The sequence below is a fragment of the Paracoccaceae bacterium genome, from assembly GCA_019454225.1.
Taxonomy (GTDB): Bacteria; Pseudomonadota; Alphaproteobacteria; order Rhodobacterales; family Rhodobacteraceae.
In genome coordinates this window covers 3542765-3566667 of sequence record CP075370.1, presented here as the reverse complement: position 1 = coordinate 3566667, position 23903 = coordinate 3542765, and the positions used below count along the sequence as shown (strand labels likewise).

The 23903-nt window shown below is 64.9% G+C and carries 21 protein-coding genes and 1 tRNA gene; 12 read left to right on the top strand and 10 right to left on the bottom strand.

Annotated features, from left to right (window positions below; genetic code table 11):
- Positions 1 to 41 precede the first annotated feature (41 nt).
- The 3 genes from KF887_16955 (at position 42) to KF887_16945 (ending at position 5963) form a co-directional block, all read left to right on the top strand.
- Positions 42 to 5072: a RecQ family ATP-dependent DNA helicase gene (locus KF887_16955; protein ID QYK43627.1), complete on the top strand. Its 5031-nt coding sequence runs from the start codon at positions 42 to 44 to the stop codon at positions 5070 to 5072.
- Positions 5073 to 5166: 94 nt separating this feature from the next.
- Positions 5167 to 5460 carry a DUF1778 domain-containing protein gene (locus tag KF887_16950; protein ID QYK41056.1) on the top strand — a complete coding sequence of 98 codons (294 nt, stop codon included), beginning with the start codon at positions 5167 to 5169 and terminating at the stop codon, positions 5458 to 5460.
- Positions 5457 to 5963 carry a GNAT family N-acetyltransferase gene (locus KF887_16945; protein ID QYK41055.1) on the top strand — a complete coding sequence of 169 codons (507 nt, stop codon included), beginning with the start codon at positions 5457 to 5459 and terminating at the stop codon, positions 5961 to 5963. The genes KF887_16950 and KF887_16945 overlap by 4 nt, the downstream gene beginning before the upstream one ends.
- A 361-nt stretch (positions 5964 to 6324) precedes the next feature.
- Here KF887_16945 and KF887_16940 read toward each other — a convergent pair whose 3' ends face one another.
- The 4 genes from KF887_16940 to KF887_16925 are packed head-to-tail and all read right to left on the bottom strand — an operon-like array spanning position 6325 to position 8283.
- The gene (locus KF887_16940; GenBank protein ID QYK41054.1) at positions 6325 to 6846 is read right to left on the bottom strand and encodes a hypothetical protein; all 522 of its coding nucleotides are present in this window, start codon (positions 6844 to 6846) and stop codon (positions 6325 to 6327) included.
- A gap of 30 nt (positions 6847 to 6876) precedes the next feature.
- The gene (locus KF887_16935) at positions 6877 to 7824 is read right to left on the bottom strand and encodes a helix-turn-helix domain-containing protein (protein ID QYK41053.1); all 948 of its coding nucleotides are present in this window, start codon (positions 7822 to 7824) and stop codon (positions 6877 to 6879) included.
- Positions 7821 to 8015: a hypothetical protein gene (locus KF887_16930; protein ID QYK41052.1), complete on the bottom strand. Its 195-nt coding sequence runs from the start codon at positions 8013 to 8015 to the stop codon at positions 7821 to 7823. The genes KF887_16935 and KF887_16930 overlap by 4 nt, the downstream gene beginning before the upstream one ends.
- A 13-nt stretch (positions 8016 to 8028) precedes the next feature.
- The gene (locus KF887_16925) at positions 8029 to 8283 is read right to left on the bottom strand and encodes a helix-turn-helix domain-containing protein (GenBank protein QYK43626.1); all 255 of its coding nucleotides are present in this window, start codon (positions 8281 to 8283) and stop codon (positions 8029 to 8031) included.
- A 300-nt stretch (positions 8284 to 8583) separates the two neighbouring features.
- Here KF887_16925 and KF887_16920 point away from each other — a divergent pair, with 300 nt between their 5' ends.
- The 4 genes from KF887_16920 (at position 8584) to KF887_16905 (ending at position 14026) form a co-directional block, all read left to right on the top strand.
- The gene (locus KF887_16920) at positions 8584 to 9351 is read left to right on the top strand and encodes a hypothetical protein (GenBank protein ID QYK41051.1); all 768 of its coding nucleotides are present in this window, start codon (positions 8584 to 8586) and stop codon (positions 9349 to 9351) included.
- A gap of 153 nt (positions 9352 to 9504) precedes the next feature.
- Positions 9505 to 10734: a tyrosine-type recombinase/integrase gene (locus tag KF887_16915; protein QYK41050.1), complete on the top strand. Its 1230-nt coding sequence runs from the start codon at positions 9505 to 9507 to the stop codon at positions 10732 to 10734.
- 234 nt (positions 10735 to 10968) lie between these two features.
- Positions 10969 to 12960 (top strand): restriction endonuclease subunit M, encoded by a 1992-nt coding sequence (locus KF887_16910; GenBank protein ID QYK41049.1) that lies wholly within the window; start codon positions 10969 to 10971, stop codon positions 12958 to 12960.
- Positions 12961 to 13501: 541 nt separating this feature from the next.
- Entirely contained in the window at positions 13502 to 14026 is a 525-nt protein-coding gene (locus KF887_16905; protein ID QYK41048.1) for a hypothetical protein, read from the top strand.
- A gap of 763 nt (positions 14027 to 14789) precedes the next feature.
- Here the strand turns inward: KF887_16905 and KF887_16900 are convergent.
- A tRNA-Ser gene (locus tag KF887_16900) sits at positions 14790 to 14879 on the bottom strand.
- Between the two features lie 388 nt (positions 14880 to 15267).
- Positions 15268 to 16365 carry a redox-regulated ATPase YchF gene (gene ychF / locus KF887_16895; protein ID QYK41047.1) on the bottom strand — a complete coding sequence of 366 codons (1098 nt, stop codon included), beginning with the start codon at positions 16363 to 16365 and terminating at the stop codon, positions 15268 to 15270.
- Between the two features lie 113 nt (positions 16366 to 16478).
- Between ychF and KF887_16890 the strand changes: the two genes are divergently transcribed.
- Genes KF887_16890 through trpA form a run of 3 tightly spaced genes read left to right on the top strand, consistent with a single transcriptional unit; the run spans position 16479 to position 18230 of the window.
- Positions 16479 to 16892 (top strand): VOC family protein, encoded by a 414-nt coding sequence (locus tag KF887_16890; protein ID QYK41046.1) that lies wholly within the window; start codon positions 16479 to 16481, stop codon positions 16890 to 16892.
- On the top strand, positions 16889 to 17389 hold the full coding sequence (locus KF887_16885) for a GNAT family N-acetyltransferase (protein QYK41045.1): 501 nt from the start codon (positions 16889 to 16891) through the stop codon (positions 17387 to 17389). The genes KF887_16890 and KF887_16885 overlap by 4 nt, the downstream gene beginning before the upstream one ends.
- A gap of 49 nt (positions 17390 to 17438) precedes the next feature.
- Positions 17439 to 18230 carry a tryptophan synthase subunit alpha gene (gene trpA / locus KF887_16880; protein ID QYK41044.1) on the top strand — a complete coding sequence of 264 codons (792 nt, stop codon included), beginning with the start codon at positions 17439 to 17441 and terminating at the stop codon, positions 18228 to 18230.
- 3 nt (positions 18231 to 18233) lie between these two features.
- On the opposite strand, the gene KF887_16875 is transcribed toward trpA, so the two are convergent.
- Both KF887_16875 and KF887_16870 read right to left on the bottom strand, forming a co-directional pair.
- Positions 18234 to 18959 carry a hypothetical protein gene (locus KF887_16875; protein ID QYK41043.1) on the bottom strand — a complete coding sequence of 242 codons (726 nt, stop codon included), beginning with the start codon at positions 18957 to 18959 and terminating at the stop codon, positions 18234 to 18236.
- Positions 18956 to 19456: an RNA polymerase sigma factor gene (locus KF887_16870; GenBank protein ID QYK43625.1), complete on the bottom strand. Its 501-nt coding sequence runs from the start codon at positions 19454 to 19456 to the stop codon at positions 18956 to 18958. Before KF887_16870 ends, KF887_16875 begins: the two co-directional genes overlap by 4 nt.
- 177 nt (positions 19457 to 19633) lie before the next feature.
- Between KF887_16870 and KF887_16865 the strand changes: the two genes are divergently transcribed.
- Positions 19634 to 21010, top strand: coding sequence for a S8 family serine peptidase (locus KF887_16865; protein ID QYK41042.1), 1377 nt, complete (start codon positions 19634 to 19636; stop codon positions 21008 to 21010).
- Positions 21011 to 21019: 9 nt separating this feature from the next.
- Here the strand turns inward: KF887_16865 and KF887_16860 are convergent, their stop codons facing one another.
- Positions 21020 to 21475, bottom strand: a complete 456-nt coding sequence (locus KF887_16860) for a MarR family transcriptional regulator (GenBank protein ID QYK41041.1) — start codon at positions 21473 to 21475, stop codon at positions 21020 to 21022.
- Positions 21468 to 22580: a twin-arginine translocation pathway signal protein gene (locus KF887_16855; protein ID QYK41040.1), complete on the bottom strand. Its 1113-nt coding sequence runs from the start codon at positions 22578 to 22580 to the stop codon at positions 21468 to 21470. Before KF887_16855 ends, KF887_16860 begins: the two co-directional genes overlap by 8 nt.
- Before the next feature lie 147 nt (positions 22581 to 22727).
- Here KF887_16855 and KF887_16850 point away from each other — a divergent pair, with 147 nt between their 5' ends.
- The gene (locus KF887_16850) at positions 22728 to 23897 is read left to right on the top strand and encodes an alpha-hydroxy-acid oxidizing protein (protein ID QYK41039.1); all 1170 of its coding nucleotides are present in this window, start codon (positions 22728 to 22730) and stop codon (positions 23895 to 23897) included.
- Positions 23898 to 23903 lie beyond the last annotated feature (6 nt).

Sequence of the window (23903 nt, the reverse complement as noted above, 5' to 3'; positions counted from 1 at the left end):
CTGACGCCTCCTCTTTCCTGTCGCGCTGCGTCTCTATTGATCTGGAGGTCGATCCGAAGTCTGCGCGGCTTTTCGCGTTTGCGGCGGTAAGGGGTGAGGCGGCGCTGGTTCACAAGGGGGCCGCGCTTGACCCCGCGCTGGACCGGCTGGAGGCGCTTTGCGACGGGGCGGCGCATCTGGTGGGTCACAACATCCTGCGCCATGACCTGCCGCATCTGGTGGCCAACCGGGCGCGGCTGGCGGGGCTGGGGGCGGCCGCCATCGACACGCTTTGGCTGAACCCCTTGGCCTTTCCGCGCAATCCCTATCACCATCTGGTCAAGCATTATCACGATGGGCGGCTGCAGGTCGGTCACGTGAATGACCCCGAACAGGATGCGCGGCTGGCGTTGCAGGTGCTGGCCGATCAGATCGCGGCCTTCACGCGGCTGGGGCAGGAGGCGCCGGATGCCCTTTTGGCCTATCATCATCTGACCACGCGGGGCGAAGTCTCGGCCGGGTTCGATGACCTGTTCCAGTTCCTGCGCTGCCCTGCGCCCGGTGAGGCCGCAGCCCATGCCGCCATCCGTCGCTTGCTGAACGGCCGGGCCTGCGATCATCGGCTGGAGCAGACCCTCGGCCGCCTGTCCGATCCGCGCAACGGCTGGCCGATGGCCTATGCGCTGTCGTGGATTTCGGTGGCGGGCGGGGACTCGGTGATGCCGCCTTGGGTGCGGATGCAGTTCCCGCAGGCCGGACGGATCGTTCGGCACCTGCGTGACACCAATTGCGGCGATCCTGCCTGCGGCTGGTGCGCCGAGAAGAACAACCCGAATGCAGCGCTGGAACGGTGGTTCGGCTTTCCTTCGTTCCGCCCACAACCCGTCGATGACATGGGCCGTCCCTTGCAGGAACGCATCGTGGCCGAGGCGATGGCGGGCAAATCGGTGCTTGGCATCCTGCCCACCGGTACGGGCAAATCAGTCTGCTATCAGATCCCGGCGCTGTCACGGTTCGACAAGACCGGGGCGCTGACGGTGGTGATCTCGCCTTTGGTGGCGCTGATGGCCGATCAGGTGCAGGGGCTGGCGCGAGCGGGGATATCGGCGGCGGTCACGGTGAACGGCATGCTGTCGCTGCCGGAACGTCATGACGCGCTGGAAAAGGTGCGGATGGGCGATGCGGCGATGCTGCTGATCTCGCCCGAACAGTTGCGGTCACCGTCGATCCGTACGGTGCTGCAACAACGCGAGGTCGGGCTTTGGGTGCTGGACGAGGCGCATTGCGTCAGCAAATGGGGCCACGATTTCCGGCCCGACTACCGCTACGTCAGCCGTTTTATCAGGGAATTCTCAGGCGATAGCCCAGCGCCCGTCCTGTGCCTGACCGCCACGGCCAAGCCGGAAGTGGTGCGCGACATCCGCGACCACTTCCAGACGCGCCTTGGGGTGGACCTGATGCTACTGGATGGGGGCGCGGTGCGCACCAACCTGTCCTTCGCTGTGCTGCCCACGCAGAAGGCGACCAAGCTGACCGACATCCTGTCGGCAATCGAGGCGAACCTTCCGCCCGAAGGCGCCTCGGGGGCTGTGGTCTATTGTGCAACCCGTGGGGCGACGGAAAGGGTAGCGGAGTTCCTTAAAGGGCAGGGGTTGGCGGCGGATTTCTTCCACGCGGGTCTGCCGCCTGACCGAAAGCGCGATGTGCAAGAGGCGTTTCGCACCGGCCAGTTGCGGGTGATCGCCGCGACCAACGCTTTTGGCATGGGGATCGACAAGCCCGATATCCGGCTGGTCGTTCATGGCGACATTCCGGGCTCCTTGGAAAACTACCTGCAAGAGGCAGGGCGCGCCGGTCGGGATCGCGCGCCCGCCAATTGTGTGCTGCTGTTCAGCCCCGAGGATGTGGAGCGGCAATTCTCGCTGTCGGCGCGCTCGCGTCTGGCCCGGCATGAGATCGGCGCGATCCTGAAGGCGTTGAGGCGGATGGAAAAGCACAAGTCGGGCGAAGTGGTTGCCACGCCGGGCGAGATCGTGCGCGAGGAAAAGGATCAGGAGTTCGAGCGCGACAAGACCACCGACGACACCCGCGTGAAAACCGCCGTGGCCTGGCTGGAGGAAGCGACGCTGCTTTCCCGCGAGGAGAACCGGGTGCAGGTGTTCCCGTCATCGCTGCGCATCCGGTCGGTGGATGAGGCGGCGGCGATTTTGGAAAAGGCGCAGATCACCGGTGTCAGGCGCACGCAACTGATGGACCTTGTGCGCCATGTGATGAATGCGCCCGTCGATGCCGGAGTTTCGACAGATGACCTAACGGGCGCTTGCGGCTTGTCAGGGCGCGAGTTGCACCGGGCCTTTGCCGATCTGGAGGCGCTGGGCATCGCCAGCAACGACACGGGCATCACGGTTTATGTGCATCTGGGTGTAGAGGATGCCTCGGCCCGCCGTCTGGATCACGCAGGCCGGATGGAGGCTGACCTGATTGCCCTGATGCAAGAGGCGGTGCCGGATGCCGAAGGAGCCGAGGCGCAACCCTTGAACCTGACCGAGACGTGCCAGGCCTTGCGCGACAAGGGTCATGTGCAGGTGCGCCCCGATCTGATGGAAACCATCCTGCGTGGCATGGCCCAAGATGGGCGTGATCAGGATGGCGGCAGGGGCAACCTGACCCTGCGCAAGGTCAGCCGCAACACGATTTTCGTGCGGCTGGAGCGGTCATGGCCTGTCGCCGCCCGTACGGCTGAACTGCGGCGGCAGGGCGCGCAGGCACTTCTTGGGCATCTGACAGGCAAGGTCGCGAAGGGGACACGCGGCAAGGACATTCAGGTGGAAACCACCCTTGGCGCGATGCTGGATGCGCTGAACGGCGACGCGCTGCTCAGGGCCGAGGTCAAGGACATGAACCGCCTGATGGACCGTGCGCTCTTGTGGCTGCACGAACAGCAGGTGGCCACGCTTGGCCGGGGCCTGACGGTGTTCCGCCCGGCAATCACTGTGCACCTGAACCCTAAGGGCGGGCCATTCTCTGTGCAGCACTTCGCGCCCCTCGAAGAGCATTACAGCGAGACGACAATCCAGACCCATGTGATGGCCGCCTATGCCGAGAAGGGCCTGGAGGCGATGGATCAGGCCCAGCGCCTCTCCGAGGATTACTTTGTGCTGGACCGCGATGCCTTTTTGCGCCGCTGGCTGCCCGGGCGCGGTACGGAAATCCGGCGGCAGACCACCGGCACATCCTGGCACGCAATTGTCGATGCGCTGGACAACCCCGCCCAGGCCGAAATCGTCCGCGATGATCGCGAACAGACCAACGTGCTGGTGCTGGCCGGGCCGGGATCGGGTAAGACGCGGGTGCTGGTGCATCGCATCGCTTACCTGATCCGTGTGAAACGTGAAGACCCGCGCGGCATTCTGGTGCTGACCTACAACCGCCATGCCGCCGCCGAGATCCGCGAACGCCTGCGCCGACTGATCGGAGATGACGCTGCGGGGGTGACGGTCTCGACCTGCCACGCGCTGGCGATGCGGCTGATGGGGGCAAGCTTTGCAGGTGACCAAGACGGCCCGCGCGATTTCGACGGTATTGTCATGCAGGCGGTGGCCCTGCTGCGCGGGGACGGGCTGGGCAAGGCCGAGGCCGAGGCGCTGCGCGAGACGCTGATCCAAGGCTACCGCTGGCTTCTGGTGGACGAGTATCAGGATATCGGCCCCGAGGAATACGCCCTGATCGGTGCGGTGGCGGGGCGGTCACTGGAGGATGACCTGCGCATCAGCTTGTTTGCTGTCGGCGATGACGATCAGAACATCTATGCCTTTGCCGGGGCCAGCATCGACTTCATCCGCCGGTTTGAGGCGGATTACGCTGCCAAGCCGGTCTGGCTGATCGAGAACTATCGCTCCTCCGCCCACATTGTCGCAGCGGCCAATGCCGTGATCGGCCCGGCGGCCCAGCGCATGAAGGCGGGCCACGACATCACCGTGAACCGCGCCCGTGCCAAGGCTGCGCCAGGGGGCGACTGGGCGGCGCTGGACCCGGTGGCGCAGGGTCGGGTCACGCTGCTGGATGCCGGGGGTGATGCTGTGCAAGCGGTGGCGGCGCTGGACGAACTGCTGCGCCTGTCACTGCTGGACCCGGATTGGTCCTGGCGTCGATGCGCCGTGATCGCCCGCGATTGGCGGCGGCTGGAACCCGTGCGCGCCTATGCCGAGGCGCTGGGCATTCCGATCGACATGGCCAACGAAAAGCCGCTCACCTTGTGGCGCATGCGCGAGATGCAGGGATTTGTCCGCGCCCTGCTGGCGGATCGGACCCGGTTGCTGACCATCCCTGATCTGGTCGGTATCCTGAACGCCCAACCGCAATCGCGCTGGACCGACCTGATCGGCGAAGGCATTGGCACCCTCGCACGCGAACTGGTGGAAAAGGCCGCCCCGGTGCCCGACATCGTGCAGTGGTTCGGCGAATGGGCGCGGGATGTGCGGGGCGAACAGCGCGGGCTGTTGCTGATGTCCGCCCACCGCGCCAAGGGGCTGGAATTCGACCATGTCGCGATCCTGAACGGCGGCTGGGATCGCCCGTCGCGCGGTGAGGATGCCGACGCCCCGCGCCGCCTGTTCTATGTCGCGATGACGCGGGCGAGGTCCACGCTGACCGTGCTGACCGACGGACCCCACGCCTTCGTGCAGCCCGGTGATGCTGTCCTGCCCCGCCGCGTCACCCCCGACGCTGCCGCCCTGCCGCGCGCCCGCCTGCGCTATGTGCCGCCCGATCCGAAACTGGTGGACCTGTCCTTTGCCGGGCGTCTGCGGCCGGGTGATCCGTCGCTGCTCGCCATCGCCGCCGCACGCCTTGGCGACTCCGTCCACCTGACCCGCGACGGCGACCGCTGGCGGATCGAGAACGTCCAGGGCCAGACCCTTGCCCGGCTCTCCCGCGCCTTTGCCCCGCCCGAGGGCACCACCTTCCTGCGCGGCGAGGTCGCGGCTATCCTCAACTGGCGGCGTGAGGATGGGGACAAGGAATATAACCAGCTGCTTCGCCGCGATGAATGGGAGGTGGTCCTGTCCGAACTCGTGTTCGAAAGCCCTCCGTGACCCACCCGCTCTGCGCCGGATCGCTCCATACGGCGGCAGGTTGATCTGTAAAGCGTTTGTCTTTACATTGGTTCTGTAAGTGGAGAGCAGAACCATGGTCGCAGTAACGCCCCAAGACGAAGCGCAGCGCCGGTCGCTGATCAACCTGCGGGTCACGCCGCGGGACAGGGACCTGATTGACCGCGCTGCCGCCAGCCTCGGCAAGAACCGGTCCGAGTTCATGATGGACGCAAGCAGGCAGGCCGCCGAGGACGCTTTGCTGGACCGGCAGGCGTTCCGGCTGGACGCGACACAATTCGCCGATTTCGTTGCTGCGCTTGACGCACCGCCCGCGCCGAATGACCGGTTGCGCCGCCTGATCGCGACTCCGGCGCCTTGGGACAAATGACCGACGGCACGCTGCAGGCTCCCGTCCCTCTGGCCGATCATCACGACGTTGAAGCATTCGCGTCTGGAGCCCCAACGCTTGATGCCTGGATCAGGCGAAAGGCGCGAGCCAATCAGGCCTCTGGCGCCTCGCGGACCTACGTCCTGTGCCGCACCGATCGGGTTGTGGGGTTCTACGCCTTGGCGGCCGGATCGGTCAGTCACGACCTCAGCCCCCGCAAGCTGCGCCAGAACATGCCCGATCCGGTGCCGGTCATTGTGCTGGGGCGTTTGGCAGTCGATGTCCGCGAACAGGGCAACGGCCTTGGCCGCGCGCTTCTCCGCGACGCCGTCCTGCGGGTTGCCGCTGCGGCGCGCGAGGTCGGGGTTGGCGCCATGCTCGTCCACGCTCTGAACGACCGGGCGAAGGCGTTCTACGTAGGCGCGGGCTTTGAACCATCCCCCGTGGACCCGATGGTGCTTATCCTGCGGATCAAGGACATCAATGCCCTGCTCTGCGAATGACCGACACGAACCTGCGTGCCTGCCATCAACGCCGCCTCCGATGCGGGCATTGCGGATGTAGGGAACCAGCCGGTCAACCGGAAGCATGTCTATCTGAAGCACGAGGCGGGGCCTTTCGGGGAAGGGCGGCCGGGCGGTGCGGCCTCAGGTGCGCACCCGCGCACCCAGAGCGCGCACCCAAGGCGCGGACCCAGATTTTTGTTCTGTCACTGGCGGATAGACGCGCCTAGGCCCCCCGCATAGGTCTCCCTTCCGGGAGAACCTAACGCGGGGGGCCTGCCGGGAGCGGCGGCGGGAGCAGGGGTGACGGGGTTGGGGCCGAAGCTTCGCGCTTCCGACACCCTTCGCCATCTTGCCCTCTTTATGCGTCAAAACCCGGGAAAGTGTCGCGCCCGAAGTTCGACGGATCGGGCCGGTTGTCGTCGGCTTCCGCGCCGCTTTCGCGCGGCGTTGTGCGGGTGGTTGCGGTGAGGGGTTTTGCGCCCTTGCCTTTGGCCTTTGATTTGTCGAGCTTTTCCAGCTTCTTCGAGATGGTGAGAAGGGCGGCCACCCAACGCCGCCAGGCGGTCGATCGCACCACCCCGGCGCGGATGCAGACCTGCCGCCAGCGAGCACCCTCGGCCCGGAGCCAGACGATCCGGGCGTCCTCAGGGTGCAGCATCAGCAGCCAGTCGAAGCATTCCTCCATCCGGCTGATGGCAGCGGCGCTGGGGATCACCCGCATCGGCCGTTCGGGTGTGTAGCCGTAGGCATGCTTGGCATCATGCACCACCGGCGGCCAGGAATTGCCGTAGCCGCGGGGGCGATCCTTCTCGGGCAGGTTCCTCAGGGTGTAGGCGGCTTCCTCGAGGCGATCCTCGATTTCGCGGGGCGTCAGGCGCAATGGGGGGCTCCTTCGGGGTAGGGGGCGGGGCTAGTAGATTTGGCGGGCGCGCAGGGTGGCCTCGGTGACAAGGCCCGCCCTCAGCAGGGCGTCGCGGGTGGTGTTGGTGAAGGCGCTGGGGGGCACGTAGCTGCCGGAGTTGATCCAGGCGGCGAGGCGCATCAGGTGTTCGGGAATGCCGCCCGGGGTGCCGGACTCCGCGGGTGGGCCGCCAGGGGCAACGGCAGGGCCAGCGCCAGCTTCCCCAGCCCCTTGCGACCGTGCCGCCTGTGCCAACCGCCGGGCATGGCGCGCCGCGATCGCCTGGGAGAAATACTCCCACGTCCGGATCGGGCTGCCTCGGGCTTTGGCCGTCCGTTCGGCGATCACCGGCAGGACGTCCAGTTCGAGGTCGTAGCCCGCCTTCAGCCATGCGCCGATCGTCGCCGTGGTTGCGGTGATTGCCGCCCGCGCTGCCGGTGCCATCCCTTCACCGCAGGCGGCAAGGCAGGCAGCCTCGGCCGCGTCCAGATCGGGGCCGTCATCCTCGGTCGAAGCCTCAGCCCGGGCCTCGCGCGTCGCGCCCGCGTCACGCGCGGTAGTAATTACTGGTTCTTTACTTACAGGGTTAGTGTCCAGATTCTGGACACGGCTTTTCGCGAAATCTGGACACGGCTCTGGGGTCGACCCATGTCCAGAATCTGGACATGGCTTGAGGGCGAAACCCTCCTCGAAGCCGAGGAAGTACCGGGTCGTCCGCTGGCGTTTCGTGTCGTCGTCGAGGCGCCGTTCGCGGCGGATCAGTCCGGCCCGTTCCAGCTTGTCGAGGTGGGTGTTGAGGCTGGCACGCGAGATTTCGGCATCGGCCGCCAACTCGTCCTGCGACGGAAAGCACCCGTAATCCGGGTTGTGCCGGTCGCAGAGATGCCAGAGGACGAGCTTGGTCGCAGGCGCCAGCCCGCGCTGCTGGATCGCCCAGTTGGTGGCACGATGGCTCATAGCGCGGCCGTCACCGTCAGCCGCTTCACGATCGCCTCCATCAGCGCGATCCGCAGATGCGCGTCGTCCTGACGCATCTTTCCGGCCCGAACCCGGGCCCAGTAGAACTGGCGCCGCAGGTCAAGTTCGCGCTGGGCTTCGGTGATCAGGGCAGAGACCGGGAACCGGCCCTCGGGGGTGATCTTGCTCATCGGTGCCCCCATCTCAGCGCCGCCCGGCCACGGCCTTGTGCTGGCCGGTTTTTCGAACTTCCTGATCACGCAGCCAGTCGCGGACGGCCTCCTTGCGATAGAGCACCTTGCGGCCGACGCGGACGCAGGGCGGCCCAACGCGCCGGGTCTCCCAGCGTTGCAACGTGTCGACAGAGAGGGCCAGTTGCCGGGCCAGCTCGGCCCGGTCAAGCCAGCCATCGAGCAGTGCCGGATCGGCGCCCGCGTCTTTCAAGGGATTGGTATCAATGGGTTTCTTCTCGCGCCGCCGCCCCGGGGATCGGGGCTGGTCATCGGCCAGGAGAGGCAAGCACGGGGCAGGGACCGGCGAAGAGGCGGAAACCGGCGGAAAGGAAAAGGGATTTACGCCGGTCACGCTGGACCGTAGTTCAACCGGCGAAACGGGCCCTCCAACCGGCTTGATCGGCGATAGTTTGAGTTATGGAAATGGGACCTTCAAATAGTGCTCTTACTTTAACGTTGCATGGCAAGCCACTAGTGAGTAGCCTCAACTTACTATATGTATCCTTGAGGCAGACGAGGCTGCAGAATGTTCTGGGAGTGGTGCTTCTTTTTCTCAAGCATTGTAGGATCTTTCGCTATACTTGACTCTATTGTTCCAAAGAAGCAGAAGAACGATATCGCATGCTTTATTTTTGGATTTCATAATTTCAATCTTTCGGGGCTCGAGCTCAATCTGTCTGACTCCGTTGTTGCGATGTTCTTAGATGGATATAGGCCAAAACTCATTCGGTTGTACGCATTCTCAGTAGTGAGCAATGTGCTTCTTTGGGTTCTTTTGACGCTCTTTCTTCCAGTCGTAAGCGGAAACATGTCGCTTGGTCAGAGCGCCGCATTTGTATCTGTCATGTTCGACAACTCAATCGCATATATTTTTGGGGTTTTTCTTGCAGTTGGCGCCGTGGGGCTCCCGGCAGACTATGTTAACTTCCTTGTTACCAAGTTTATCTTTCAGAGGCCAGTGTTTCGTCATCATCCTATAGTTGGTTTGGCTCTTGATGCAGTTCTTACAATTGGAACTTTCCTTATTGTCTTGGTGATTTTTTCTAGATTTTTGGCGTTGGGTGAAGATTTTCTGGTTCTGGCTTCGCCTTTCCTTCTCGGCCTTATTTCCGCCGTATTTTATTTTGGCGTTAAGATTCTGATCCTGTTGGTGAGCTTCGCCGCTAGGGGTTGTATACTGGCCACCAAGTTGAACTCGCGCTTGGTTCTTTTCTCTGATGTCCATGAGCATCCCTTCTTGTTTCTTGGATTGGTTGTTGGCGTTCTGGCAGTTGGCTTTGGCCTGCTTGATTGATAGACTGCAAGGATCCCATCTCCCCAAGTAGATTGGATCAAAGAAACACCGATCCTGCTGGGGTGTTTTTTCCGCCTCTGCGCCGGTTTGGCCCGAATGAGACATTGCTCCGCGCCGCGGGTCGTCGCTGACTGCGGGTGAAAGGAGCGTCGCATGAAGGCAAAACTCTCTGAACGCGTTGTAAAGGCTGCGGAAATCGGCAGCCGGAAGTACGTCCTTTTCGATGAGGATACCCCGGGCTTCGGGCTCTGTGTCTACACCACAGGCCGCAAGGGCTTCGTGCTGATCTACCGGATCGCGGGTCAGCAAAAGCGCTTCACCATCGGCGTCTGGCCGACATGGTCGGTCACGGCTGCCCGGGATGAAGCCAAGCGACTGATCCGCGAAATCGACCGAGGCGAGGACCCGCTTGATACCCGTAAGGCCGCCCGCGGCGCGCCGACAGTCAAGGAACTCGCCGAGCGTTTCATTGAGGAACATCTGCCGAAGCTGGCCCCGACCAATGCCTCGGATCAGAAGAGCATGCTAGAAAAGCTGGTTCTGCCGGAATGGAAGAACCGCAAGGTGGCCGACATCACGCCCACCGACGTCGATCGCCTGCTGACCAAGATCGCCGCAGGGCGGGCGCGGCCGTCCAAGAAGAAGCCTACCCAGAAGCGGCGCAAGAAGCTCGCTCCGCCGAAGCCCACGCCGGTGCGGGCCAACCGGGCTGGGGAAATGCTTCGCAAGATGTTCAATCTCGCCATGCTGTGGAAAATGCGCACCGACAACCCGGCCTTCGGGTTCCGCCGCCGCCCCGAGATCGCCCGTGACCGGTTCCTGTCCTTCGAGGAAATCGAACGACTAGCCAACGCCCTGGCCGTCGACGAGGACCAGCGGGCCGCCAGCATCATTCGCCTCTGCATGCTGACCGGCGCCCGGCTAGGGGAGGTCAGGACGGCGACCTTTGACCAGTTCAACCTCGATCTGGCGATCTGGACCAAGCAGGCTGCCTACACCAAGCAGCGCCGCATTCACCGCGTGCCGATCTCGCATGAGGCCGTCGCCCTGATCCGGCTCCGCCGGGAGATCGTGCCCAAGGGTTGTCCCTTCCTCTTCCCCGGCGACGTGCCCGACCAGCCCGTCGGTGATCCCAAGCGCTTCTGGCCCAAGATGCAGAAGGTCGCGCAGATCCCCGACGTCCGCATCCACGACCTGCGCCACACCTTCGCGTCCTTGTTGGTCTCTGGCGGCGCCTCGCTGGAAATGATCGGCCGCCTCCTCGGCCACACCCAGATCGGCACCACTCAGCGCTACGCCCACCTTATCGACGCCCCCTTGCGCGCTGGGGTGAACGCCGTGGGCGAGATGCTGAAGCCGAGGCTCAGGGTGGTGGGGGAGTAGGTGACGCGTGATGCTTGCAGGGGCCGCAGCGATGAACAGGGTGCAGAGCCCTTGTTCCACATGCAAAGACATGAAAGAAAAAGGGAAAGTGGCCTCAGACTTGACCCGTTGAAAGTGAGAACGAAAATGCAGCGTAGTTCGGATCAAGATTGGCTATCGCGTGCGTTCGCTGATGGACATCTCCAGCTCATTGCCGCCGGAAAATCTGAAAAGGTTCGATATGTCACGTGCAACGTGGCCGAGAAATGGAGCGATCCAGAGGAAAAAGTTCGCGCCGCTTATTACGCCGAACTGATATACCGCTACGGCTATGATCCTGAATTGCTTGGTGTCGAGGTCACAGTCCCCGACCGTGTCCCATATGATCGGGCGGACATAGTAGTTTTTCGAGATAAGGCGCAAACTCGTCCTTTTGCGGTGATCGAGTGCAAGCGCGATGGTGTGACCGACACCGAATTGAAGCAGGCCATCGAGCAGGCTTTTGGAAACGGTCATGCCCACAAGTTCCGCGCCGAATACATCGGCGTCATCGCTGGTCAGACGCGTGCTTTCTACGATTGCTCGGACAACTTCGGCGCTCTGGAACGTGAAGCGAATATCGTTGCCGACCTTCCCGTGAAGTTCGGCAAGCCTGAGGAGTTCAAGTACTACTTCGCCGCACCTCCCAAACCCGACATCTCGGCTGTTGGGCGCGATGACCTGATCAAGACCATTCGTAAGTGCCACCAGACCCTTTGGGGTGGTGGCCGTCTTTCGCCGCCGACAGCGTTCGGTGAGCTTTGCAAGCTCATCTTTGTCAAGACCCGCGACGAGAAGAAGCCGCGCCGAAAGGGCGAGCCCTACGAGTTCCAGATCAAAACTAACGAGAAACCTGAACGCCTCGCCGGGCGTATCCGGGCGCTCTATGAGGCCGAGCAGAAGAAGGACCCCGAAGTTTTCAACGAGGGGATCAAGATCGACGACGTGACCTTGAAGAACGTCGTTCTGCACCTTGAAGGCGTGAACCTCACCGCGACCGACCTGGATACTAAGGGGGTCGCGTTCGAGCAGTTCATGGACGGCTTCTTCAAGGGCGACTTCGGCCAGTATTTCACGCCGCGCAACATCATCGCCTTCTCGATCCAGATGCTGAACATCGAAAGCGATGACACCGTCATGGACCCAGCTTGTGGCTCGGGCGGCTTCCTGCTGCATGCGCTTGACCATATCCGCAAACAGGCCAGCGACTTTTACCCCGAAGACAGCCCGCAACATTTCAATTACTGGCACGACTTTGCGGAAAAACGTCTGTTCGGGATCGAGATCAACGAAGAGATCGCCCGCGTCGCCAAGATGAATATGATCGTCCACGATGACGGCCACACCAACGTCATCGGCAACGACGCCCTTGAACCCCTGACGGTGATCGCGGATCGCAACGAAACCTTTGCCCGGATCATGGGGATCGACCGGATCACCGGGCGGCGCGACGAGAGCAAGGGCTTCTCGAAAATCCCGACAAACCCGCCTTTCGGGGCCGTGGTGAAAGAGGAATTGCACACTTACCTGAGCAGTTACGAACTCTCCCGCTACGTCGCCAAGGGCACGGCGGGCGAGGATGAGGACGATGACGCCCGCAGCCCCAGTTCAGGCAAGAAGTCGATCAAGCAGCGGGCCAGCGTCAAGACAGAGATCATCTATGTCGAACGCATCTGGCAGCTTCTGAAACCCGGTGGTCAGGCGGCGGTCGTGCTGCCAGATGGCCTGTTGACCAACGCCAGCTTGCAAGGGGTCCGCGACTGGCTGTTAGAACGCTTCAAGGTTCTGGCCGTGGTGTCGCTGCCGCAGTTCGCCTTTGCCCATTTCGGCGCGGGCGTGAAGTCCAGCGTTGTCTTCCTTGAAAAACGCCCCTTCTCGATCACCAAGCGCCAGGGCAAGGAGATCGTTGTCGTCGGCTCAGTCAGCGATGACGAACCCATCTTCATGGCGATGGCCGAGAACATCGGCTACGACGCCGCCGGGCGGAACACCTACCAGATCGAGGTGTTAAGCGAGACGCCCGAAGTGGAGCGGATCGAACGGCATCGCAGCGACCTGTTCGATTGGCGGGTGGTTTATGACTGGAAGCCCGGCGAAGGGAAGAAGCCCGGCGCTTGGACGGAACGGCACCGCAACGTCACGCCGGGCAGCGGCCTTCTTGGCCAATACGCAGCATTCCAGCGGGACCCGACGCCTTTTTTCGTCTAACCCCCGTTCCCGCCGGGCAGGCTGTCTGCTTTGCGGTGAAACGGGGGGACCTGCCTCCTAGGCTAGACGCTGGCTTTACCCAAGCCCAGTCCTTTGCGCGGCAGCGTTTTGCCTTCCCAAAGGTGACCCTAGGTGAACTCGCTATCTCCATGAAGAGCGGGGGCACGCCGACTACATCTGTTCGTGAATACTGGAAACCTGAAAGCCTTTGGGTCAGCCCTAAAGATTTCGGAAACGACTTATACATAGACGATAGTGAGCTTTCGATCAGCAGGGAAGGCGCAGACGCTGCCAGACTTCAGGTCCTTGATCCCGGCACTTTAGCAATGGTCGTCCGAAGTGGTGTTCTCGCGCACACCTTGCCAGTTTCGGTATTGCAGGTGGAGGGGGCAACGTCACGACCAAGACGGAAACTACAAAGGGGGTTCGCGGGGGTGAAGGTGGACGCTTTCTTGTAACTGGCGAGATGTGGCGCGGCGAGTGGATCGAGCCCGCCGAAATGTCTTGGCGGATTGGCTATGGAGAGCCGGATGAGGCTATCATGGTCCAACTCGATGGTGGTGGAGGAAGAGTTGATCTGAAGACCCTCAACCGAGAGGAAGTGGGGAAGTACCTGTGGTTCAAACCGGAAGTGATAAATGACGTTCTGTCGCGCCGGGGCGCAATGATGCGTTGGTATACACACGATACGGGCGGTGTTTCCCCTTCACCCGATTGGTTGCTACACTTCGGTGTCAACAAACTCGGCCTCATCAACGCCTACGCATATGACGTCGCACGCCGACCGCTTTGGGAGCGGAGAATTTGGGGGGCGCACAATTGTCGGCCAGATGGAGGAGTATCCGCTGAACTCATGCAGGCGCAAATGGCTTGCGAACCCGCCTCGACCAAGTCCCCCGAGTTCCTGATCCACCATGCCCTCGGCTGGATCGGTCAAGTCTTCCAAGAAAGGTTTAATGTCACTCTTTTCAGAGACCACCATGAAGTGGAGGGACTGTCTTTCAGAATTCACAGATTCCGTGCACCGATGAGAGCGGTTTACGATCCCTTGCGAAGGATTTGGTAAAGATCTCAATCGAGAGGATCAATAAGAAGAGCCTGATAGAAGCACTGGGAGAAGGTAGGTCAGATCAAGGCACACTCAAGCTGCTCCAAAAACTGTTGGCCAAGTACACAGATGAGGACTACGCATACAGACGAATGAGCCCTTTATTTGGGGCTTATGATCTGCGGGGTGCGGATGCGCACCTGTCCAGTTCGGATGTGAGTGATTGCTATGAAAGAGTCGGTGTAGATCGCTCAGCTCCGCTGATAAAGCAAGCCGAACAATTGATACATAGAGTTGCAGAGGCGTTCGGAATTATCGGGACCGAGCTTCGAAGGTACGTTCCTGACCAGCAATCTCGAACGGGAAGTGACGGGCTGGGCCGCTGAAATCGCTCCACAGTCGCCCTAAGTTCTGAATGTCTGCTAGCTTTACCGACGGCAGAAACTTGGTCGTCGCAGCGAATGCCTGGAATCCGCCCTTCGCGCCGTTCAAACCAAATCTCCAAGGCGAACGGCGAAGGTTCGACCACAGACCCAAGACGTGCAGACGCCACTCAGATCCAAGTCCAATTTTGGGTTCCTGACAGCTGTTATTCTGCAATACTTTACAACCTATTCACCAAACTCGCACAGTCATGAGGTCCAGAGAACATCGGCCCCGAGAGACCGCTTCCGGGCCTCCCGGTGCAGAGTCCAGTACTCAGCCCCACCCGCATAACCCTCGAAAACAACGGAAAAATCCGGCCGCAGCCGGATCGGGAGAACGCTTTCGCGGGGGCATATGGCGGAGACGAAGGGATTCGAACCCTCGAGACGGTTTCCCGTCTGCACCCTTAGCAGGGGTGTGCCTTCGACCACTCGGCCACGTCTCCGTCCGCCGGTTTAGGGGGGAAGGCGGGCGGGAGCAAGGGGGATGTGGGCCCCGTGCCAGGACGATCGAGGTCGGGCGATGCGGTCGCCGCCGCTCGGGGCCGGGCGAGGGTGCCGGGGGTGGCCCGCCGCCGCTGGCCGGGGGATGGCGCGGTCGGCCGCCTCGCGCGGCCTGCCTGCGGCGCGTGTCGGCGGGCCGGACCGGGTCGCCCCGCCCCGGGCGCAGGGTCGGGTGGCTGATTCGCCGTTGCAGGTTAACGCGCCGCCGCGAACGGGCTGTCGGGACGGATGCCAGACGCGGACCAGACGCCCGCCAGACGCGAACCCGACCGGCGCCGCGCTGCCCGGCATGTCATGAATCCAGCGTTCGCAAGGAGTTGCGATGCAGGGTCAGCCCGAGAACAGGAAATGCAGCACGTCGCCGTCCCTGACCTCGTAGGTCTTGCCCTCGACCCGGAACCTGCCGGCCTCCTTGGCGCCGGCCTCGCCGTTCCCGGCGATGTAGTCCTCATAGGCCACGGTCTCGGCCCGGATGAAGCCGCGCTCGAAATCGCCATGGATGACACCTGCCGCCTGCGGCGCCAGGGTGCCCTTCGGGATCGTCCAGGCCCGGGCCTCCTTCGGCCCGACGGTGAAATAGGTCTGCAATCCCAGAAGGGTGTAGCCGGCGCGGATCAGCCGGTCCAAGCCGGGCTCGGCCAGGCCCATCTCCGCAAGGAACATCGCGGCCTCGTCGGCTGGCAGTTGCGCCAGTTCCTCCTCGATCCGGGCCGAGATCACCACCGATCCGGCACCCTGGGCGGCGGCCATCGCGGCCACGCGGTCCGCTTGCGCATTGCCGGTTGCCGCGGAATTTTCCTCGACATTGCAGACATATAGAACGGGTTTCGCAGTCAGCAGCTGCAGCATCCGCCAGGCGCGCCGGTCATCCTCGGCCACCGCGACGGTGCGGGCCGGGCGGCCTGCGTTCAGCGCCGCCTCGGCGATCGCCAGCAGGCGGTCCTGATCGGCCGCCTCCTTGTCGCTGCCCTTGATCTTGCGCGCCAGGTTCGCGCGGCGGCGGGTGATCGACTCCAGGTCGGCCAGCATCAACTCGGTCTCGATCGTCTCGGCATCGGCCACGGGATCGATCCGGCCCTCGACATGGGTGATGTCGCCATCCTCGAAGCAGCGCAGCACATGGGCGATGGCGTCGCATTCGCGGATATTGGCAAGGAACTGATTTCCAAGGCCTTCTCCCTTCGACGCGCCGCGCACCAGGCCCGCGATGTCGACGAAGGTCATGCGGGTCGGGATCACCTGCCGCGACTGGGCAATCGCCGCGAGCCTTTCCAGCCGGGCGTCGGGCACCGCCACCTCGCCGACATTCGGTTCGATGGTGCAGAACGGAAAATTCGCGGCCTGGGCGGCCGCGGTGCGGGTCAGGGCGTTGAAAAGCGTCGATTTCCCGACGTTCGGCAGACCCACGATTCCCATTCGAAAGCCCATGGCATCCCCCGGCGTTGACGCGCCCGCTTCTAGGGGCGCAAGGGCGCGGGTTCAAGGTTGTCCGTCGGGTCGGGCCGCCCTAAGCTGGCACCGACCCAGACGGATCCCGCGCGATGGCTTTCGTTCCGCTTCTCCAGTTCGACGGCACCTGTGCCGATGCGATGGCGTTCTACGCCCGGATTTTCCAGGCAGAGCTTTCGCTTACCCGATACTTCGAGGTGTCCGAGGGTGCCGGCCTGCCGGCCTCGGACCGGGTGATCCAGGCCGAACTCGTTCTGGACGGGGCGCGGCTGCTGGGCATGGACCTTCCCGACGGCGTGCCCGCGATGCCGCAGCAGGGGGTGGTGGTCACGTGGCGGGTGCCGGATGCCGCGGCGGGCCAGCACCTGTTCGACCTGCTGCTCGACGGCGGTTTCGCCATCATGCCCTACGGGCCGACGGTCTGGGCCGAGGGATTCGGGATGCTGCGCGACCGGTTCGGGACGCACTGGCTGATCTCCACGCCCGGCGGGCCGGGCGACCTGTGACGGCTCTGGCCGACCTGCGTGCGGCGCCGGAGCCGCTGCTGCGGTCGGTTCTGGCGCTGAATGCCGGGGTCGAGGATCTGACCTCGCCGCTCGACCGGGACCGTCTGGCGCAGCTTGTCGGATGGTCGGCGATGGCGGTCGCGGTGACGGACGGGCAGGGCGGTGCCCTTGGTTTTCTGATCGGCATGGCGGCAGGATCGGATTACGACAGCCCGAACTACCGCTGGTTCGCCGAACGTCTGCCCCGATTTTCCTATGTGGATCGGGTGGTTGTGGCGCCGCAGGCGCAGGGCAGGGGGGTGGCGCGCATGCTCTATGCCGCCTATGCGGACCACGCCCGCGCGGCGGGCCTGGGGCCGCTGTGCTGCGAGGTGAACACCGTGCCGCCCAATCCGGCATCGGACGCATTCCATGCCAGGCTGGGCTTTGCCGAGATGGGCCGCATGGTCTTTGGCCCGGACAAGGCGGTGCGCTACCTGATCCGGCGCGACGGTTGACTTTTCGCGCCCGCCGTCGCACCCCGGAGCCGAGGACAGGGAGACCCGAATGACCCGCATCGACGACACCTTCGCCCGGCTGCGCGCGCAAGGTCGCAAGGCATTTGTCGCCTATATCATGGCGGGGGATCCCGATGCGGAAACCTCGCTTGCGGTGATGAGGGGTCTGCCTGCCGCGGGGGCGGACATCATCGAGCTCGGCATGCCCTTTACCGATCCGATGGCCGATGGTCCGACGATCCAGCTGGCCGGGCAGCGCGCCCTTGACGGCGGGCAGACGCTGGACCGCACGCTGCAGATGGTGCGGGACTTCCGCGCCGGGGATGCCGTCACGCCGATCGTGATGATGGGCTACTACAACCCGATCTACTCGCGGGGGGTGGAGCGGTTCCTGGCCGACGCCACGGAGGCCGGGATCGACGGGCTGATCGTGGTGGACCTGCCGCCCGAGGAGGATTCCGAGCTTTGCCTGCCCGCGCAGGCGGCGGGGCTCAACTTCATCCGTCTGGCGACGCCGACGACGGATGACAAGCGGCTGCCGAAGGTGCTGCAGAACACCTCGGGCTTTGTCTATTACGTCTCGATCACCGGGATCACGGGGGCCGCGGCTGCGCAGGCCGCAGACGTCGGCCCCGAGGTCGCGCGCATCAAGGCCGCGACCGACCTGCCGGTCATCGTGGGCTTCGGCATCACCACGCCCGAGGCGGCAAGGGCCATCGCCGGAATCGCGGACGGCTGCGTCGTGGGATCGGCCATCGTGCGCGACATCGGGGCGCGCCGCCCGGTGGACGAGGTGCTGGCGGGCGTGGCGGCGCTGGCCGCGGGGGCCCACGCCGCCTGAATTCTACTCGGCCAGTGCGGCGGCCTCGGCCACGGGGTCCAGTGCGGCGCCCGCGCCGATCCGGTCAAGCAGCCCGTCCACCAGTTCCACCGCCGTCTCGGAGGCGGGCACGAAGCTTTCCGCCGCGCCCGATGTCACGGCAAGCGCGACGGCCCATCCGTCATCGCCCCGGCAGACCACGGCGCGTTCCGATCGGCCGTCGTCGATGGACAGGTCCAGCAACCGGCACAGGCCCAGATCGGTGCCATAGCTGCCAAGGACACGCGCCGTTCCGCCATCGAACACGCCCTCGCTGCCCGTGGGCAGCGCGGCAAGCGCCGTTGCCGCGCGTTCGGCGGGGTCCCCACCGGCCATCCCCGGCGCAGCGGTCCTGCCGGCAAGGAAGCCGCCGATCCCGACCGCAAGCGCCAGCGAGGCGGCAAGCGCCATCGGGATCAGGCGGGCGGCGGGGCGCGGCCGCAGGGGGATGACCTCGGCCCCGACCGGCGCGGCCAGTACCGCCTGAACCAGACGGTCGGGAACCGGGCCCGCCTCAAGCGCCTCGCGCGCCATGGCGCGGGTGGCCACGAACATCGCGAAACGGTCGGCCAGCGCGGGATCGGCGGCGACCCGGGCCAGCAGCGGGGCGGCGTCTTCGGGCGAGAGTTCACCATCGGCAAGGGCCATCAGCATGATCGTGCTTTCGTCATCCATGGGAAGCGTGGTCGGGGGGGCAAGGGGGTCGGTCATGCGCGGGTCGCTCCTGTGCTGTCCCGGGCGGGGATGTCCTGAAGTGCGGCGGCCAGGGAAAGGCGTGCCCGGCTGAGCCTGCTCATCACCGTGCCGTCGGGAATGCCAAGCGCCTCGGCCGCCTCGCGATAGCGCATGCCCTCGACACAGACGAGCAGCATGACCGCGCGCTGTTCCTCGGGCAGGGCGTCGATGGCGCGACGGACCTGCGCCAGATGCAGGCGGTTTTCCGTGACGACGCGCCCGTCGTCGCCCATCGGCTCGAACCCGTCCTCGACACCGTCGAGCGGCGTGGTATCGCGGCGGGCCCGGGTCTGGTCGATCCAGGCGTTCCGCATGATGCGGAACAGCCACGAGTCGAGCCGCGTGCCCGGCGCATAGCTGCCAAGGTTCCGCAGCGCCTTTTCGCAGGTCAGTTGCACCAGATCGTCCGCGAGGTCCTGCGACCGGGCCAGGCTGCGGGCAAAGGCCCGCAGGCGGGGCAGCATCTGGATCATTTCGGTCTTGATGGCATCAGACACGGACGGTCCTCGGTTCTGGTGATCTGCGGGGACAACGTTTGCGGTGCAGCGCCTATTCCCGGCCGATGCCGGAGATTTTCTTGGACCGGGGCCGGAATAGACCCAAGTGTGACTGCGTTATAGCCCGGATGTGCGCCTGGACAGGACTGGCCGATGACGAAAGACGACAGCGACGATGCCCCCCCCGCCGACCGCCGCCGCCGCACCCTGCTGCGTCGCCTCGGGGCGACCGCCCTGGGCCTGCCGCTGGCTGCCCTGGCCGGCCCCGTGCGCGCGGACGATGACGACGACGGTGACGATGATGACGGCGACGATGACGATGATGACGACGACGATGATGATCGTTCGTCGTTTGGTGACCGGGATCGTGCCGGACGTGGCGACGACGCCCGTCGCAACCGGCGCGCCGCCGGTCGCAGCCAGCCGCCTGCCCCCCGGTCCGCCCCCCCGCGCCCGCCCGAAATCGTGGTGATCCTGCCGGCAGGCGGGGACCCGGCCGTCATCCTGTCAGCCGGATACCGGGTGATCGCGACCGGGCAGGGACCGCTGCGGGGCGCGTCTGTCCTGCGGCTGGGACTGCCGCCCGGGCGCAGCCCCGCCGATGCCCGGGCCGAGGTGCAGGCGCTGCTGCCGGGTAGTCTGGCGGACGAGAACCACCTCTACCGCCCCGATGAATTGCTGTGTCGCGATGGCGACTGTGCCGCGCATGCGATGATCGGCTGGGCGGGCTGGCCCTCGGCCTGGGCACCACGGATCGGCATGATCGACACCGGCGTGAACGTGAACCACGATGCGCTGAACGGGCAGCGCATCACCGTGCATCAGATCCCGCTGACCGATCTGGATGCGGCCGGGCGCCAGCACGGCACGGCCATCGCGGCGCAGCTGGTGGGCCGGATGGACAGCCGGGTTCCGGGGCTTCTGCCGCTTGCGGAACTGGTTGCGGTCGAGGCGTTCCATGTGGGGGCGGGTGGCGACGCGGCCGATGCCTTCAGCCTTGCGCAGGCGGTCGAGACGCTGATCGACGCGCGGGTTTCGGTGATCAACATGTCCTTTTCGGGGCCGGACAACGCGGTGCTGCGCCAACTGGTGCAGGATGCCGGCGGGGCCGGTATCGGGCTGGTCGCGGCGGCGGGCAACGGTGGCCCCGGCGCGCCCCCGGGCTATCCTGCCGCCTGGCCCGAGGTGATCGCCGTTACAGCGGTCGACGGCGCCTTGCGCCCCTATCGGCAGGGCAACCGCGGCCCCTATGTCACGCTGGCCGCACCTGGCGTGAACCTGTGGACGGCGGCCTCGATCTCGGGCGGGCGGCTGCGTTCGGGAACGTCCTACGCCGCGCCCTTCGTCACGGCGGCGCTTGCGGTGGAACGGCTGCGCAGGCCGGACGCGCCGGTGGCCGAGGTGGTGACGGGCATGGTCGCCTGTGCCCGTGACCTGGGCGATGCCGGTTTTGACGAGGTGTTCGGCCATGGCCTGGTATCGTCGCCCTCGCAATGCACCACGGGCGGATATCTTGTCAGCGGGGAATGACGCGGCGGGTCAGGTCGCGTCACGCATCGCGTCCATCACCCGGCGCAGGTCTGCAAGAGCCGGGACAAGCGGCGCCACGCGCTGAACCGGAAACTGCGCGTTCAGTGCCAGAAGGTCGGGGCCAAGATCGGCGATGGCCCGTTCACGGAAGGTCCGGCCGTCTTCGGTGATCCACACGCGCTTCGACCGACCGTCCTGCGGGTTCGCCTCCATCCGGATCAGCCCGTGACGGTCGAGCACGGCAAGGCTGTGGGTCATCGTCGTCTTGGGCACCTGGAACGCGCGGGCGAGTTCCAGCGGCGTGCGGCCGTCCCTGACCCGCACGAGATGGTTCAGGACCGCGAACTGCCCAAGGACGAACCCCTTGGGCAGCCGCGCCTCGAACACCGCGCGGGACAGTTGTTCCAGGATGCCGATCTCGTTGAACAGGGCAAAATAGGTTTCGGCGGGTGTCGGTTCAGGCATTCCTCAGCCGGGTCTCCAGCGGCCATCGCGGCGTGCGGGGCACCGCCGGACCATAGCCCAGGCGCCCCAGCATTTGAACCGTCTGCCCGGGTTCGGCCAGCAGGGCATGGGCGCGGGCGTTGGGCCCGGCCATTTCGGGGAACTCCTGCAATGCCTGGCTGACCGGATGCAGCGACAGGCCACGCCCTGTCGTTGTCAGGTTCAGCCGCATCCATGCGCGCCCTGCCGCAATCTGGTCGGCGCGGCTGTTGCCCGCTGTCGAGATGGCGGCATAGGCCGGCGTCGCCTCCAGCATCGTGCGGTACATGGCCACGCCCTGCCGGAAAGCCGTTGATGCCGGGTCAAGCTGGGCCTCACGGTCCAGCACGCCGACCAGCATCAGCGTCTCCAGAAACGGCCCGCCAAGGTCGATGCCATCCGGGTTGGCCAGGATTTCACGCTTGCCAAAGCGCATCAGGTCGACGCTTTCGCGGAAGGTGTGCGGGGTCTCGGCCTCGATCATCCAGGCCTCCCAGGTCAGGGCGCGCAGTTCGGCCACAAGGGCGGGTTCGGTGATGATCCGGGCATGGGGTGCAAGCGCCTCGGCATCGCTGGCAGGCACGGCGCGGGGGGCAAAGGGTTCCTTGCAGGACCGCCGGTTCAGGACGTGGGCAAACAGCGGATCAAGGGTCGCGCCGGGCGTCAGGCGCACGTCCGCCACCGGCATGTCCGGTGCTTCGCCCTGCGGGTAAAGCGTGATCCCCGCGTGATGCCCGGTTGCACTGGCGGCCACCGACAGGAGTTCGAGGAAACAGCCCATGCCGATCGTCAGCTGGCGGTCGTGGGGATCGGTGTGGGGCAGGTTGCGTTCCGGATCGCGGTAGATGCGGATGCCGTCCTGGCCAGACAGTTCGGCCACCCAGGGCTGGCGGTTGTGCGGATTGGGGGCGAGGATCGCATGGCTCAGTGCAAAGAGGCGCGGTTCGGCCTGCTTGCCTGCGGCGTCCCAGGGGGCAAGCGCGGCATGGGGGGTGCGGGTCAGCGCAAAGCCCGCTGCGGCGGCGGTGGCGGCAAGAACGGTGCCGCCCCCGATCAGGGCGATGAAGCGGCGGCGCGAAAGGGACATCGGAGACTCCAGATTGATACGATATGGGATTATATAGTCCCATATCGTATCAAATGCAACCCTCCGTCACGCCTGCGTCAGTGATGCCCGTTGCGTGGCCCTGTGTGGATTGGTAACCGGGTCTGACCAATATGGGGAGGGCCGCGCATGCCCGTGATCACCTGCATCGAAGACCTGCGTCGCCTGCACAAGGCACGCGCACCCAAGATGTTCTACGATTACGCAGAATCGGGCAGCTACACCGAACAGACGTTCCGCGAGAACACGACCGATTTCGCGCGGCTGCGGCTGCGGCAGAAGGTGGCCGTGGACATGACCGGACGCAGCCTCGAAACGACGATGATCGGCGAGAAGGTCGCGATGCCGGTTGCGCTCGCCCCCGTCGGCATGACCGGCATGCAGCATGCCGATGGCGAGATCCTTGCCGCGCGGGCCGCCGAGGCCATGGGCGTGCCGTTCACCCTGTCCACGATGTCGATCTGCTCGATCGAGGATGTCGCGGCCAGCACCGGTCGGCCATTCTGGTTCCAGCTCTACGTGATGCGGGACGAGGATTTCGTGGATCGGCTGATCGAGCGCGCGCGGGTGGCGAAATGTTCGGCGCTCGTGCTGACGCTTGACCTGCAGATCCTGGGGCAGCGCCACAAGGATCTGAAGAACGGCCTTTCGGCGCCGCCGAAGTTCACCCTGCCCGTGCTGATGGATCTGGCGATGCGGTGGCGTTGGGGGATGGGCATGCTGGGCACCAGGCGCCGCTTCTTCGGCAATATCGTCGGCCATGCCAAGGGCGTGGGCGACACCGCCAGCCTGATGAGCTGGACGAACGAACAGTTCGATCCGCAGCTTGACTGGGACAAGATCGCGCGCATCCGCGACCGCTGGGGCGGCAAGCTGATCCTCAAGGGTATCCTGGACGAGGAGGACGCGCGCCGCGCCGCCGATTTCGGCGCCGATGCAATCATCGTGTCGAACCACGGAGGGCGGCAGCTGGATGGCGCGCTGTCGGCGATCCGCATGCTGCCCAGGATCGTGCGGGCGGTCGGCGACAGGGTCGAGGTCCACATGGATTCCGGTATCCGTTCGGGCCAGGACGTGCTGAAGGCGCTTGCGCTCGGCGCACGGTCCACCTTCATCGGCCGGGCCTATATCTATGGTCTGGGCGCCATGGGGCAGGCCGGCGTCACCCGGGCGCTTGAGGTCATCCGCAAGGAGCTTGATGTCACGATGGCGCTGTGCGGCGAACGGGATGTCCGCGCACTCGGTCGGCACAACCTGCTGATCCCGGCCGATTTCGAGGGCGACTGGGCCGACGGCTGAGGCTCC

Bases quoted from the DNA above. Each gene is read 5' to 3' on its own strand.
- ychF (QYK41047.1), bottom strand. From the start codon at position 16,365: ATGGGCTTTCGAATGGGAATCGTGGGTCTGCCGAACGTCGGGAAATCG.
- KF887_16950 (QYK41056.1), top strand. From the start codon at position 5,167: ATGGTCGCAGTAACGCCCCAAGACGAAGCGCAGCGCCGGTCGCTGATC.
- KF887_16890 (QYK41046.1), top strand. From the start codon at position 16,479: ATGGCTTTCGTTCCGCTTCTCCAGTTCGACGGCACCTGTGCCGATGCG.
- KF887_16915 (QYK41050.1), top strand. From the start codon at position 9,505: ATGAAGGCAAAACTCTCTGAACGCGTTGTAAAGGCTGCGGAAATCGGC.
- KF887_16945 (QYK41055.1), top strand. From the start codon at position 5,457: ATGACCGACGGCACGCTGCAGGCTCCCGTCCCTCTGGCCGATCATCAC.
- trpA (QYK41044.1), top strand. From the start codon at position 17,439: ATGACCCGCATCGACGACACCTTCGCCCGGCTGCGCGCGCAAGGTCGC.
- KF887_16920 (QYK41051.1), top strand. From the start codon at position 8,584: ATGTTCTGGGAGTGGTGCTTCTTTTTCTCAAGCATTGTAGGATCTTTC.
- KF887_16860 (QYK41041.1), bottom strand. From the start codon at position 21,475: ATGCCTGAACCGACACCCGCCGAAACCTATTTTGCCCTGTTCAACGAG.
- KF887_16850 (QYK41039.1), top strand. From the start codon at position 22,728: ATGCCCGTGATCACCTGCATCGAAGACCTGCGTCGCCTGCACAAGGCA.
- KF887_16855 (QYK41040.1), bottom strand. From the start codon at position 22,580: ATGTCCCTTTCGCGCCGCCGCTTCATCGCCCTGATCGGGGGCGGCACC.
- KF887_16875 (QYK41043.1), bottom strand. From the start codon at position 18,959: ATGACCGACCCCCTTGCCCCCCCGACCACGCTTCCCATGGATGACGAA.
- KF887_16935 (QYK41053.1), bottom strand. From the start codon at position 7,824: ATGAGCCATCGTGCCACCAACTGGGCGATCCAGCAGCGCGGGCTGGCG.
- KF887_16870 (QYK43625.1), bottom strand. From the start codon at position 19,456: ATGATCCAGATGCTGCCCCGCCTGCGGGCCTTTGCCCGCAGCCTGGCC.
- KF887_16930 (QYK41052.1), bottom strand. From the start codon at position 8,015: ATGAGCAAGATCACCCCCGAGGGCCGGTTCCCGGTCTCTGCCCTGATC.
- KF887_16865 (QYK41042.1), top strand. From the start codon at position 19,634: ATGACGAAAGACGACAGCGACGATGCCCCCCCCGCCGACCGCCGCCGC.
- KF887_16905 (QYK41048.1), top strand. From the start codon at position 13,502: ATGGTCCAACTCGATGGTGGTGGAGGAAGAGTTGATCTGAAGACCCTC.